Consider the following 12,198-nt stretch of genomic DNA (forward strand, 5'->3'; position numbering starts at 1 on the left):
TTATATATTTAGGGTCTGAACGATGAATATTGCGATTGTAGGTGCAGGTATGGGCGGTTTGACTGCTGGTATCGCTTTAAAAAAATTTGGTCATCAGGTCACGATTTACGAACAGGCAGCCGAAATATTACCTGTTGGGGCTGCGATTTCACTTTGGTCAAATGGCGTCAAGTGCCTAAATTATCTCGGATTAACCGATCAAATTCAAGCTTTAGGTGGGCAAATGGAATCTTTGGCTTATATTGACGGACTAAGCCAACAAACCATGACCCAATTTAGTTTAACACCTTTATATAAAGAAGTTGGACAACGTGCCTATCCTATTGCCCGAGCGGATTTGCAGCAATTGTTAATGCAACAATTTGGTTTGGAAGATATCAAACTGGGCATGAAAATGACCGCAATAGAAACTCATCAAGAAGATGTCACGGTCCATTTTCAGGATGGCTCGCAAACCACAGCCGATCTACTAATTGGTGCAGATGGTACGCACTCTCTCACTCGACAATTTGTACTTGGCTATCAAGTCGAACGCCGCTATGCAGGCTATGTCAATTGGAACGGACTGGTCGAGGTAGATGAAAATATTGCCCCTGCTCTGCAATGGACCACGTATATTGGTGAAGGCAAACGTGTTTCACTGATGCCTGTTGCACAAAATCGTTTTTATTTTTTCTTCGATGTGCCATTAGCTGCAGGACTGACAAATGATCGTGAATATTATAAACAAGAGCTAAAAGCACATTTTCAGGGTTGGTGTCAGCCTGTACAAAGACTCATAGACTGTTTAGATCAACAAAAAACCAATCGTGTTGAAATCCATGATATTGAACCTTTTATGGATTTCTATAGAGGACGAGTGGTATTGTTAGGTGATGCAGCTCACAGCACCACACCCGATATTGGACAAGGCGGCTGCCAAGCGATGGAAGATGCGATTTACCTTGCCCGTGCCCTGCAAATCAATACCTTCGGTTTAGATGATGCCTTAACACGCTACCAAAACAAACGGAATGATCGAACCAAAGAAATGGTACTCAGAGCACGTAAACGTTGTGATATCACTCATATGAAAGATCCAGAAGTGACTCAAGAATGGTATCAATCACTATATCAGGAACAAGGCTCACATATCATGCAAGGGATTATTAGCAATATTATTGGTAATCCACTGGATTAAGTATTTATCTTTTTAACTCCCCCCAATCAAGGGGGCTTTTTTTAGCTTTTTGATCATAAAAAAATGCACACCTCTTGTGAGGTATGCATTAGCTACAATCGCTCAATCAATTAAAACTTATAACTCAACGCAAAACGGTTTTGTAAAAAATTCTTGTCATAGCGTGGCGAAGTCTGAATCCCAGCAAAATTACTGACACTGAAACCTTTTAAAGCACCTGTGAAATTATAAATACCGAATAGCATATATTCTGATTGATTACGGCTAGCGGTACTCTCGGTCTCTTTTAAATCCATAAATGAATAACGTGCCCCAGCAATCACTTGATCTGTTAGTTTACCCTCTAAGGACAACATCAAAGCATTGCCCGCACCTAAATCCTGGGTACTGGTAAAAAAGGGTTGTGCAAAGATTTCACCAGATGAGGTTTGACTAGCATACGGCATTAATAAGGCACCATTTAAATAGCTGTTCTGGTCTGGCTTAATATAGTTATAGGCGACCTTCAAACTAGCGGCAGGCAATACTTTAAAAGTAGCCTGTACACCCCAAACCTGACTGTTGATCTCACCAGCAAATGCTTTACCCTGATCCTTACCAGACATATATTGTAGTGAAAATTCAGGAGCATATTTCAGTTGTGAAAATCCAAGGTCCGCTTGGGTATAAATCAAGCGTAGATAGTCATCATAGTCTTGATACCAGAGTTGTGTCTTGAGGGTTTTATTCGCGTCTAACTCAAAACGTTTTCCTACACCAATTGACCAAACGCCATCCGTTTCGACTTTTGAATTTTGGCGTGAGCTTTTAGTAAACTCATCTTCAGCATAACTTTTATATTTATTAACCTTAGTCAAACGTAGGAAATCATATTGGTTGCCGATCTGCACATCTGCGGCTTGATATAAAAACATCAGTACACGGCGGTCTGCGTAGTCTCCCATAAAAGGTAAATTTAAACGCTGATTACCCACCGTCACCCGAGCCAAATCATTTTTCCATGTCAAATAAGCTTCTGCTAAACCATCACGATCTTCTTTTAATTCAGAAACTTCATCATTTTTGTTCTTCTCGTCTAAACGACGCTGAATATCATAACCAACAGCGGCCTGTACCCCATAAAAAGGAGCGGTCTCATATTTGATATAGCCACCGATCACAGCTGTATCTTGGTTTAAATTATTGACAAAATAGCCATTATTCAAAGAATAATAGGCTGATTTCACTGCACCATGCACGCTGCCACAACTCAATGCTGTAGATATCATTGCAACTGAATCATTGCGAGTCTGACAGTCCTGTTGCAAATTAAACAGCCCATTTAAGCTGGTATCTGCCGCCCATGCTTGCATTGCAGCGGTCATCGCGATGGTCAATGTTAATGCATTTAATTTAAGATTTCTCATGAGTATTTCCCCGAAAGTTAGATCTAAAAATCGCTTTAGGTCTGTAAAATCCTGTTTTTAGCTTTTTCAAGACAAAAACTCCCCTAGACCTATTCATAAATGAATAAGCGACTTTTAAATTTTTGTTGATTAAAAAAATGGTTGTATTAGAGATCCACCTCTAAATCGATATTGATCAATGCCCTGAATTTAATGGCAAAGTCGCAACATCCACAGATTTCTTGTTAAATGGCAAATGATTGAAAATGATATTGAGTAAAATTGCAGTGATACACGCCGAGCTAATGCCTGAATGCAACAAGGTTTTTACCCACACTGGAAATTGTGCATAAAACTCCTGATTCACAATTGGGATCATGCCAATTGCCAGTGAAGTCGCCACGATGATCAAATTTTTATGGTCGTTATAATCCACTTTGGCTAAAGTACGGATACCACTTGCAGCAACTGTACCAAACAGTACAATGCCTGCCCCACCTAGTACTGGCATTGGGATTGAAGCAACTAGACGTCCCACGATTGGCAATAATCCCAAGATGATTAAAATTCCCCCCGCAGTCGCCACCACAAAACGGCTTTTCACCCCTGTAATGGCAACCAGCCCGACATTTTGAGCAAAAGCCGTTTGCATAAATGAACCAAAGATCGGAGAAATCGCACTCGATAACATATCCGCGCGCAAACCATCACCAATACGTTTCGAATCAACTTTAGTTCCAACAATTTCACCAATCGCAATAATATCGGCGGTGGTTTCCGTCATGATCACCAAGGTCACAATTGTCATGGAAAGAATGGCAGAAAACTCAAATACAGGAGAACCGAAATGGAAGAAGCTAGGTAAGGCAAAAATGGAACCTGATGTAACTTTGGAGAAATCGGCAAATCCAGCAATATAAGCAAGCACAGTCCCTAGAATGATTGCCGCCAGAATTGCGAGCCGACGTAGAATCTGGCTACGCAACATACTAAAAATAATCACAATCGCCAGCGTCATCACCGCCAGACCGACATTAGCCGGATCACCCCAGTTCTCAGCTTTGGGATTACCTCCCATAATCCAGCGGATCGCTACAGGCAGCAATGAAATACCAATCATGGTAATCACACAACCGGTTACGACGGGTGGAAAAAAGCGAATAATTTTTGCGAAAAATGGCGTCAGCAATAAACCAATTAAAGAGGCGACGATTACAGCACCAAAGGCAGATGCTAATCCTCCACCCGTGCTCACAATAGCCAGAATGGTCGCAACACCTGCAAATGATACCCCCTGTACAATCGGTAGTTTAGCCCCAAAGTGTTTAAAGCCAATGGTTTGCAAGACCGTAGCAATTCCTCCGACAAATAGCGCGGCTGCAACCAACAATCCAATTTCAGAAGCTTGCAATCCTGCTGCGGCCCCGATAATTAAAGGTGGTGCGATAATGCCCCCATACATGGTCAAGACATGCTGCAATCCATACATCAGATTTTTATTCATGCCTAAATATTGATGTTCTGCGGATGTATTTGTTTCTGATTCTGAACGTATATTGTCTTGCTGCATGGGTTAATTCCTCAAATTAAGTTCATGATGTCCACATTGTTAAGTTATGTTTAGCTGCCGCGATAAGTTGAGTAGGAAAAAGGACTGATTAATAAAGGTACGTGATAGTGCTGTTGCGTATCCACGACCTTGAAATCGATACAGACGCTTGGATAAAAACTGTCTGTGTTCAAAGCCTGAAAATAATCCCCCACTTCAAAAATCAATTGATAATTGGCTTGGATGAATGAGTCGATTTTAAATGCAGGAATACGGCCATCTGCATCTGTGAACTGTTCATCCAGCAAAATATATTGATGATTGATTTCCTGACGTAATTTCACCAATACCTGACGAGCTGGCTGACCAAGTGATGCATCTAAAATATGTGTGCTAATACCCGCCATTATTGAATCTCCTGTTTTAAACGAATCAAGGCAATTTCCGCCAACTGTTGTTTTACTTCGGCTTGCTCTTGTTCTGCTGTGTTTTTGAGTCTGCGTTGCAGCTCAGACAGTATCTGTTGCCCTGAACGACCTGCTGCACGAATCAGATAGATATGCCCAAATTTGTGCTCATAATCTAAATTGCCCTGATAAAGTGCCAGTTGCAGCACGGCATCCGTTTCAACTTGAGCTTGTTCACGTTGAGAAAATTGCTGTTCTTTTTCTGACAAAACCGCTGCCGCTTTTTTCTCGCCAATACGTGGATGTTGCGCCAAGGCAGCTGAGATTTCAGGCCATTGCCAAGTTTGCGCTTGCTCAGTAGCAGTCTGATAAAACTGTTCTATAGATAGATAAGGACGTTGCTGTAGCAATTCAGACATCCAAGTAGGGATATGCACACAGCTCTGTAAGACTTGACTTGCCTCTACAGTGCCTAATTGATTGAATGTTTCAAGTTGCATAGCTGCTCCAATTTATCGCATTGTCAGACTGGTCTGACCAGATAGCATAAATTAAGCAATGAATATGCCAATTGTTACTCCCTAGGCCACAAATATCATCAAGATAGCCTTTTATTCGATTGAAATAAAAAACGGCAATCACTAAGGATTGCCGTTTTTTGATAGAGATTAAAAAAGTTTAGTTCAAACTATACGCAATTACATAATCACCATGATCAGGCGATTGACGTGCACCGCCCGCGGTAATCAGCACATACTGCTTGCCATTTTTCGGAGATACATAGCTGATCGGTGTCGCTTGGCTACCTACAGGTAAGCGCGCTTTCCACAGTTCCTTACCAGAAGATGAATCCAATGCGCGCAAGTAATAATCCTGAGTTGCAGCAAAGAATACCACCCCACCTTGTGTTGCCATTGGTCCACCAATGGTTGGCATTCCAATCGGTGCTTTAAGCCCCATTTTGATACCCATTGGGCCAGTATCTTGCACGGTTCCCATTGGTACCTGCCATGCAATTTGGCGGGTTTTCATATCAATTGCGGTCATGGTGCCATAGGGTGGTTTTTGGCATGGGATATTCAACTTCGACCAGAAGCGATCTTTGTTAACTTTATAAGGTGTGCCTTTCATTGGTACTGCACCCATACCTGTATTGACTTTCTCTCCGCCATTGGCTTGAACAGCCAAGTCTTCTGGCGTTTGTTCAATCAATTGAATCCACAGTCCTAAACGCATGTCATTGACGAACATATATTGATGACTTGGATCAAAGGCGATACTACCCCAGTTCATACCGCCCAACGAACCTGGGAAGCTCAAAGACTTATCGGTACCAGGTGCAGTAAATAAACCTTCATAGCGCATTGATTTAAAGTTAATTCGGCACATCAACTGGTCAAATGGCGTAGCACCCCACATATCCGATTCAGTTAAGGTTTGATTGCCAATTTGCGGCATTTCCACCGAACGTGGTTGAGTTGGGCTGTATTGCTCACCTTTGATATCGGCAGGTTTAACTGGCTGCTCAATCACTTTGGTGAGTGGTTGGCCCGTTACTCGATCTAATACAAAGAACTGGCCTGATTTGGTACCAATCACCACAGCGGGTTTATTGCTGCCATCTTGCATTGGGAAATCCACCAAGCTTGGTTGCATTGGTAAGTCAAAATCCCATAGGTCATTATGAACGGTCTGATAGACCCACTTTTCCTTGCCTGTGGTTGCATCCAAAGCCAGAACAGATGAGTTGTATTTGTGGTCCAATGGTTGACGATTACCGCCCCACACATCGACAGATGAGCTACCCATTGGTAAGAATACTGTATTCATCTGCGGATCATAAGACATGGCTGCCCAAGAATTGGCAGAACTGCGCTTATAGGTTTCACCTTCTTTTAACACATGGTTTGGATCTGGATTGCGTGGATCAAAAGCCCAACGTAATTCACCTGTAATGACATTGTATGCACGAATTACACCACCCGGCATATCGGCAGCAAAGTTATCGGCAATACGGCTACCCACCACAATTACCGTACCCGCAATAGTTGGCGCAGAAGTCACCTCAAAACGTGGTGCTGTTGTGCCCTCACCTAAACCTTTGAGTAGGTCAACCGTACCTTCCACACCAAAGTCTTTACAACGTTCGCCCGTGTCTGCATTGACTGCAATTAAGCGACCGTCCGGTGTATTGGTATAGACTCGACGTAAGCATGAAGTATTATTTGCCACCGCTTTTACCTGTGTCGCTCCAGCCAGAGTCGGCTGAACCAAGGCTTGGGTAGAATCAAAATAAGCAACCCCTCTACATCGCTCCCATGCATCTGACTTCGAGTTGACTTCGGCTTTCCAGAGTTGTTTACCTGAGTCTGCTTCCAACGCGAAAATATTATTATGCGGAGTACATAGGAAAATCTTATTGCCCACTTGTAGCGGCGTCATTTGATCTTCTGCACCATTTCCCGAACCTGTGGTGAAATCACCCGTCCGAAAACGCCAAACCTCTTTTAATTGATGTACATTGTCCCTTGTGATCTGATCCAGTGCAGCAAAACGGCTCCCTCCTGAATCCTGACCATAATGCGCCCAGTTGGTCTGCTTCATATCGGTTTTTACAGGAATCAGTGGTAATACCTCACCAGAAGCCGTCACGGTTGGATGAGGTTGGAACATCTGATAGAGACCAATCACCATACCAATAACCGTCAATATACCTAGACCATAAGCAGGTAAATCTGTGCTCGGTTGAAATTGATAACGACGGATGGCAGGTAAAGTAAACATCAGCGCGGCAAATAAGCCTGCTGGAAACATCAGTCTTGAAAATAAAGGCCAGAACTCCCAACCTGCATCAATCAATGACCAGATGATCGTTCCTGCAAAAACCAGACTGAATAACCATACGCCCAATGCTTTTTTCTTAAAAATAAAAACAGCAGAGATGAGTGTGAGTACACCCGAGATCACGAAATACCATGATCCGCCTAAGGTCGCCAGCTTTACGCCACCGACTGTAAAAAACAGTCCTGTCAGCAGCAAAACTAAGGCCAAAATAAAGCACCATATTTTCAGTATGGTATGTGAGCTTGAAGATTCAGACATCTGTCATACTCCTGTATTAGAAATTCACACGCATGCTCAGGCCCGCAACCCATGCATCATCAACCTCTTTAACACCCGCAGGTTGATGAATATATTGCAGGTTCGGTCTTAACATGACCGCAGGTGACCACTGATAGGTATAATTCAGCTCAACATTGAGCTCATCACGCTGTACGGGTACATAACCTGCAGCAAGCGCATCGTATTGGTCATAACCACGACTCTGGTTAATTTCAATCTGACGATCTTTATAACGATCATTTACGAGGTAATTGGCAATACCAAAACCAATTGAGTCATTTGGACGACGATCAAAAGGTCCTTTGTACCAAAGTGCCAGTTGCTGGGTACTGTTGACTGCTGTAGTGGCTTTATCATTAACTACGGCATTGAAACTGACGTACAAACCACGTTTCGGATCGTCACCTTTTTGGCTGAGTTGTTGTTGTGCATTGAGCCAGAAACTATGTTTACCATCATGTACCTTGCCCACGGTTGCAATATCATTTGCTTCAGCAGTTGAATACAGTGCCCCGACTTTATATTCGCCTGATAAGCCATTGAAGGCAGCAAGTTTTGGTCGCCATGCCAATTCGACTGGAATGGTTGCGCCTTTGACATGATCCATATCCAGATTAAAACCATCACGATTGCGATCAGTTTTAATATTGTCTGGATTGACTTCATAGACACCGACACCTAACGCCCATTCAGGTGCGAATTGATATTTAACATTGGCGCCCCATAATCCAACAGGTAAGTTGTACCAGATTGAACCAATCGACTTCCCAAGCTGTCCGCCACACAATAATAAATTCTGGAATTCACATTGTGAGCCATTAAAATCTTCAGACATGCCCATACGGCCAATCTTGAACTGCACCGTATTATCAACGAAGCCCTTTTTCACCCATGCCTGACTCAGGCGCCAGATTTTGCCGCGACCATAGATTTCCTGTGAATTACCTAGCGCACTAGAACGAGGATCTTTAATCCGATCCAGCGTCAGCGCATTACCATCGCGTTTTGTGATTAAAAGGCTGGCTCTGGTATCTTTCCAGCCTGCAATTTTCTCTAAGTCAAAATTGGCACCTAGCGACAGTTGTGCAGCATTTTTAAAAACATTGTCATCGTTATAGCCACCATCCAGATTGGTCGCAGCTTGACTCATGATCGAGGCCGTAAATTTATAGCCTTCTTTTTCCAGTTTCTGACGCTGACCATTCCAGTCACCAAGTAACCATTGGCGATCCTGTGACCAAGCTTGATCTGCAAAGCTAGATTGAGCAGCACATACAGCCACTGCCAGACAGCTCATTTTAAGCAATAATGCATTCGACTTCATATTCGGCCTCCTTGCCGTTTATTTCAGTTTTACAGCTGAACTGAGCTCAGATGTCGCACCTACACGGTCAGTGATCGTTGCTGTCACTGAAGCAACTTGCGTTGTTGGTTTCCAAGTTAGCGTTGCAGTTCCTTGTACATTGGTTGCAGCAACCGCTGAACCTAAATAAAGCTCTGCCTCATTTGAATTTGCCGATGTGTTGCCAAAAAACTCGACTTGATAACGCTGGTTCGGCTGACCTTTGACTTCAACTGCAATTTGTCCTTTAGACAAAGTTAATTTTGGTGCCTGAATATTCTGGTTCGGTTGTGCATTACAGCCTTGCTCATCTGGTTTGTTGCAGGTTTTTTGCAAATTGGCAGGATCAATCTTGACCCCATGTCCGCGTGAACCGACAAAATGTGCATGCTCTAAACCTGGAATATCAAAGATAATCGCGCCGACACGTTGATTCGGTACGCAACTTCCCCCCGCCTCACAACGTTTAATGTCTTTGCCGTTATTCCAGATTAAGTTTTTGGTCAGGGTAATGTGTGCATTGGCATCTTTTTCAGAACGGAGCGCAATCCCCACCCGATTACCATGCACTTTATTGCTATCAAAAATATTGCCATCACCTGTCAAGTTAAAACCATTGGAGTTATTGGTCAGTTCGTTATAGGCAATATAATTGCGCTTGCCCCAGTTGATCTGTAGCCCATCTGAATAGTTTTCAAATTTATTGCCGACAACCGCATTGTCATTACCCCACAGAATTTCAATCCCTTGTGATGGTTCAGGATTTGCTGCTGTAGAAATAAAGTGGTTATTGGCGACTAAGTTAAACGCTGCGCCACGAGTCAGTTCAAGGCCATCGCCATTGTCCTGAAAATAGTTGTTCAATACTTTGTTGTTATTGGTGGTGGTCGCTGTTGGATTACCTTTGCCGTCATCACCTGTTAGCATCACCCCCGCACCGCCGTAGTTATGCATAATTCGGTTGTTTTGAATCAAGTTATTACTGGCACGATTCATCAAGATACCAATACAAAAATGACGAATTTCCAAGCCTTGGATGGTGACCCCATTGATGTCGCGTAATACGATGCCCGGTAAAGTCGTAGTCCGAACATTGGTCCCGAATTGCCCTTCAACTGCACCAGGACAGGCTTCAACACCAGTTCCTTTAATATAATTCGATCCATCAACTGCAATAAACTCACCTGTTTTTGCCCATTGCGTCCCAATGATTTTTACAGGCGCTTTGATCTCAGGTAATGGACTGTTGACCTTAATGGAATAAGGCGCTTTGCCTACTGCCTGGATCAGAATCTCGCTGGCTTCTGTCGGCTTGCTGTTGGCTTGCTCAATTGCCCAGCGCAAAGAACCTTTATCAGCATCATCCTGATAACGATCAACAATATAAGTTTCTGCTGATGCCCAACCTGAAACGGCCATAGCGATGGCTAAAGTACTTAAACGTACATAAGTTGTTTTCATGTCTAAAATCCTTTTTGAGTTATTGTGTCGGTTGAACCGTTTTTAAAAACTGTTTCAGTTGCGTGACGTCGATCTGACCCGGTGCAGATGCTTCACCGATCATGCCAAAGCTAAAACTCCCTCCCATATTTGCAGTGGCGATGCGGGAAATCGTCCCGAGTTTGCCCATCGACATGGTGAGTAATGGCTTTTTGGACTGTTGACTGACATTTAAGGTCGCATTCATCAGGGTAAATACATCCTGTTTGTTTTGCGGCATCACTGCAATTTTAAGAATATCTGCCCCTAGCTCATCCTGCTTGAGTAAGCGCTTGATGATTTCGGCCTCAGGTGGTGTTTTTTTAAAATCATGATTGGACATCACAATCAGCACTTTTTTCGCATGCGCCAATTTGACGGTATTCTTCACAATTTGCTGATCACGGAACATTTCTACATCCAGCATGTCCATAAATGGCTGCTGTAAATACGCTTGATAGGTCTTGCCATATTCTGCATCGCTAATTGTTAATTGCCCGCCTTCGTTATGAGTACGAATAGTGGCAATCATTGGCTTAGCACCGAGAATCTGTTTTAATTCATGCCCCAATGCAATCACTTGTTTTGTATCATTGGCAAAACTCAGTAAATCAATCCGAAACTCCGCAAGATCGGCATCAGCATTCGCTGCAATCACTTTTGCCTGAGCAATTGCCTGTTCTTTGGTTTTGGCTGTGATTGGTACAATAGTTTTCACAGGCAGCTTTGCCAGTTCAGATAATTCAACCTGCTTTTGCTGATGATCTTGCGCTTGTGCTGTTTGAACCGTAAATAAAGGGCTGACCAGCAGCATTAACGCTGCCAATGTTTTCATATCCATGAATATTTTCCTTAGTCAAAATTATTGTGTTGTTACACTGCGGCGTCTTGCTAAGTTCTCATCCAATTTTCGGATAAGCTTTCAGCTGGACTTACTTTGGTTTCGCCCAAAGTAAGCAAAAGCATTGTCATCTGCAAAACCTGTTTTATTCTGTCAACGATCCTTTCTATCGCAGAAACAATATCTTGTTGATCCCACGCAGGTTGCAGATGACATTCCCGAGTAGCTAATTTCTACATACGTTTCTTTAATATATTTAAATATCAAAGAACACGGTTTCATCATCACCCTGAATACGAATATCAAAGCGATAAACCACTTCACCATCCACTTCACTGCGTTTGGCAATTAAAGTCTGGCGACGTACCGCCCATTCAATGCTGTTCAAAACAGGATCATTGGCATTGGCGTCCACTTCATCTTCAAAATAAATACGGGTATGCAAACCAATATTGATACCACGAGCAAACACTGCGACTGCGATATGCGGTGCCTGAATTGAACCTTTACGGCCTGCAACAGCACCTGGTTTTACCGTATTAAAACTCCAGAAGCCTGTTTCAAAATTGGCACCTGTACGGCCCCAGCCCAGAAAATGTGGATCGGCTGTTTTGCCCTGCGTGTCAGCCTGACTTGGATAAACCCCATTGGCATCTGCTTGCCAGATTTCCAGCAATACATCTCTTAATGGCAAACCCAGCCCGTCAAAGACTTGACCTTCCAGACGAATACGTTGCCCCTGCGTTTGCTCATTGACTAACTGGTGATTGAAATTATGCTCAAATACTTCAATATTGGCTTGTTGCGGTAATAAACCGATATGAACATAAGGACCACCTGTTTGTGATGGGGTTTCCTTTAATTCCTGAAAATTCCATGCATTCATCGTTGG

10 protein-coding genes are annotated in these 12,198 nt (G+C 43.1%); 1 reads left to right on the top strand and 9 read right to left on the bottom strand.

The genetic code is table 11. The annotated features are described in order from the left end of the window. The first annotated feature begins 22 nt into the window (after positions 1 to 22). Positions 23 to 1,180 (top strand): FAD-dependent urate hydroxylase HpxO, encoded by a 1,158-nt coding sequence (hpxO, locus tag GBI66_RS10850; RefSeq protein ID WP_151716086.1) that lies wholly within the window; start codon positions 23 to 25, stop codon positions 1,178 to 1,180. Between the two features lie 110 nt (positions 1,181 to 1,290). Here the strand turns inward: hpxO and GBI66_RS10855 are convergent, their stop codons facing one another. The 9 genes from GBI66_RS10855 to pcaG all read right to left on the bottom strand — a co-directional run bounded on the left by GBI66_RS10855 (position 1,291) and on the right by pcaG (position 12,192). Then, on the bottom strand, positions 1,291 to 2,586 hold the full coding sequence (locus GBI66_RS10855) for an OprD family outer membrane porin (RefSeq protein WP_151716087.1): 1,296 nt from the start codon (positions 2,584 to 2,586) through the stop codon (positions 1,291 to 1,293). Positions 2,587 to 2,761: 175 nt separating this feature from the next. Continuing rightward, positions 2,762 to 4,135, bottom strand: a complete 1,374-nt coding sequence (locus tag GBI66_RS10860) for a nucleobase:cation symporter-2 family protein (RefSeq protein WP_151716088.1) — start codon at positions 4,133 to 4,135, stop codon at positions 2,762 to 2,764. Between the two features lie 50 nt (positions 4,136 to 4,185). Beyond that, the gene (gene uraH / locus GBI66_RS10865) at positions 4,186 to 4,521 is read right to left on the bottom strand and encodes a hydroxyisourate hydrolase (RefSeq protein WP_151716089.1); all 336 of its coding nucleotides are present in this window, start codon (positions 4,519 to 4,521) and stop codon (positions 4,186 to 4,188) included. Beyond that, entirely contained in the window at positions 4,521 to 5,021 is a 501-nt protein-coding gene (uraD, locus tag GBI66_RS10870) for a 2-oxo-4-hydroxy-4-carboxy-5-ureidoimidazoline decarboxylase (RefSeq protein WP_151716090.1), read from the bottom strand. Before uraD ends, uraH begins: the two co-directional genes overlap by 1 nt. Before the next feature lie 178 nt (positions 5,022 to 5,199). Further along, positions 5,200 to 7,623 carry a glucose/quinate/shikimate family membrane-bound PQQ-dependent dehydrogenase gene (locus GBI66_RS10875; protein ID WP_151716091.1) on the bottom strand — a complete coding sequence of 808 codons (2,424 nt, stop codon included), beginning with the start codon at positions 7,621 to 7,623 and terminating at the stop codon, positions 5,200 to 5,202. Between the two features lie 16 nt (positions 7,624 to 7,639). Then, entirely contained in the window at positions 7,640 to 8,968 is a 1,329-nt protein-coding gene (locus GBI66_RS10880) for a carbohydrate porin (protein ID WP_151716092.1), read from the bottom strand. Positions 8,969 to 8,986: 18 nt separating this feature from the next. Continuing rightward, entirely contained in the window at positions 8,987 to 10,447 is a 1,461-nt protein-coding gene (locus GBI66_RS10885) for a nitrous oxide reductase family maturation protein NosD (protein WP_151716093.1), read from the bottom strand. Between the two features lie 19 nt (positions 10,448 to 10,466). Further along, positions 10,467 to 11,306, bottom strand: a complete 840-nt coding sequence (gene aroD / locus GBI66_RS10890; protein WP_151716094.1) for a type I 3-dehydroquinate dehydratase — start codon at positions 11,304 to 11,306, stop codon at positions 10,467 to 10,469. A 256-nt stretch (positions 11,307 to 11,562) separates the two neighbouring features. After that, positions 11,563 to 12,192, bottom strand: a complete 630-nt coding sequence (gene pcaG / locus GBI66_RS10895; RefSeq protein ID WP_151716095.1) for a protocatechuate 3,4-dioxygenase subunit alpha — start codon at positions 12,190 to 12,192, stop codon at positions 11,563 to 11,565. Between the last annotated feature and the right edge of the window lie 6 nt (positions 12,193 to 12,198).

The organism is Acinetobacter sp. TUM15071 (genome assembly GCF_008980925.1).
Classification (GTDB): domain Bacteria; phylum Pseudomonadota; class Gammaproteobacteria; order Pseudomonadales; family Moraxellaceae; genus Acinetobacter; species Acinetobacter dispersus.

What these genes read in the sequence shown, in the direction of transcription:
- hpxO (WP_151716086.1), top strand. Translation starts at nt 23, where the DNA reads ATGAATATTGCGATTGTAGGTGCAGGTATGGGCGGTTTGACTGCTGGT.
- GBI66_RS10855 (WP_151716087.1), bottom strand. Translation starts at nt 2,586, where the DNA reads ATGAGAAATCTTAAATTAAATGCATTAACATTGACCATCGCGATGACC.
- GBI66_RS10860 (WP_151716088.1), bottom strand. Translation starts at nt 4,135, where the DNA reads ATGCAGCAAGACAATATACGTTCAGAATCAGAAACAAATACATCCGCA.
- uraH (WP_151716089.1), bottom strand. Translation starts at nt 4,521, where the DNA reads ATGGCGGGTATTAGCACACATATTTTAGATGCATCACTTGGTCAGCCA.
- uraD (WP_151716090.1), bottom strand. Translation starts at nt 5,021, where the DNA reads ATGCAACTTGAAACATTCAATCAATTAGGCACTGTAGAGGCAAGTCAA.
- GBI66_RS10875 (WP_151716091.1), bottom strand. Translation starts at nt 7,623, where the DNA reads ATGTCTGAATCTTCAAGCTCACATACCATACTGAAAATATGGTGCTTT.
- GBI66_RS10880 (WP_151716092.1), bottom strand. Translation starts at nt 8,968, where the DNA reads ATGAAGTCGAATGCATTATTGCTTAAAATGAGCTGTCTGGCAGTGGCT.
- GBI66_RS10885 (WP_151716093.1), bottom strand. Translation starts at nt 10,447, where the DNA reads ATGAAAACAACTTATGTACGTTTAAGTACTTTAGCCATCGCTATGGCC.
- aroD (WP_151716094.1), bottom strand. Translation starts at nt 11,306, where the DNA reads ATGGATATGAAAACATTGGCAGCGTTAATGCTGCTGGTCAGCCCTTTA.
- pcaG (WP_151716095.1), bottom strand. Translation starts at nt 12,192, where the DNA reads ATGAATGCATGGAATTTTCAGGAATTAAAGGAAACCCCATCACAAACA.